The sequence below is a fragment of the Pseudoalteromonas sp. AOP7-A1-14 genome (assembly GCF_052376275.1).
Classification (GTDB): domain Bacteria; phylum Pseudomonadota; class Gammaproteobacteria; order Enterobacterales; family Alteromonadaceae; genus Pseudoalteromonas.
On record NZ_JBQSVO010000258.1, the window covers coordinates 1 to 1022 of the forward strand.

Annotated in this window: 1 protein-coding gene and 1 pseudogene; one reads left to right on the forward strand and one right to left on the reverse strand. The window is 42.3% G+C overall.

The genetic code is table 11. The features are described from left to right. Nucleotides 1-189 (forward strand): annotated as a pseudogene (locus ACT3RM_RS17975) (TniB family NTP-binding protein); the annotation flags it as partial. Between the two features lie 242 nt (nt 190-431). Here ACT3RM_RS17975 and ACT3RM_RS17980 read toward each other — a convergent pair. Next, on the reverse strand, nt 432-1022 hold a 591-nt coding region (locus tag ACT3RM_RS17980; RefSeq protein WP_444511527.1), incomplete at its 5' end, for a hypothetical protein.

Sequence of the window (1022 nt, forward strand, 5' to 3'; positions counted from 1 at the left end):
CATTTTATTACTGCTTATGAAAAGTTCGACTTTTTTAATGACAAAGAGTCACTGGAGTTAAAAAACCCTTTTGAACAAGATGCTAAAGATATTGTTATTTATGAAGTAATTAAAAGCTCATCTTACAACCCTAATGCATTAGATCCTGAACATATGCTCACAGGTCGTAAATTCGCAATACTAAAGTAAGCTGTACTAGCCTAAGGTCTATTAAGGTGCTGGAAAACAGGAAAAGCTTATGATGAATCAAAATATTTAAAAGCACTAAAAGAGAAAGGTTCTCCTCTTTTAGTGGTAGAAAAAGCTTGTTGAGTGCCTCAGGGCGTGATGCGGACATTGATAACGCCGCCAACACGCGCAGCTTTGTAGTGGAGGCGAAGCCGCAACGGAAAAGCTGTCGCTGTGCTTGGCTTTGTTAAGCGCCACCGCATTCATATAGCTGAAGGATATAATTTTTTTGGAACCCACCATATGTAAGCGGCCATCCCAAATAGCTCAACCAATGACTGAAATACGATAACTACAACCGTAAGCTCAAAGGATGAAGGCAGAGAGAGTGCTAGGGGAAGAACCACAAATGAATTCCTGCTACCTAAACTGAAGGCAAGAACTCTGCCTTGATTTGTTGGCAATGAAAATATTTTTGAAAGCACTAAAGATAAAACCCCAGCTATCAGAAGAAATGCAGAAAACACTGCAAACAAGCTTGGGAGTATGCCCAATGAATCAATGACTACATTGACTTGTGCCGCTGCTATAGAAAACACAACCAATGCCAGTAGCGGAACGGGAAGCCAGCCAAAAGCATTCAGAATAGTTTCTCTGCCCTCTCGTTTTTCAGCCCATTTTTCGGTTGCAAATGCCGCCGCCAAGGGGAGGACGATAAGTCCGAAGAAGGCCAGAACTAGCTCTCGCTGCATCACGCTGGTTGTTATTTCCGAACCAAGGAAAAGCCATATATAAACTGGCAGGAGAATTAGCTGAAGCAAAAGACTAACTGGCGAAAAGGCAATGGCCCGCTT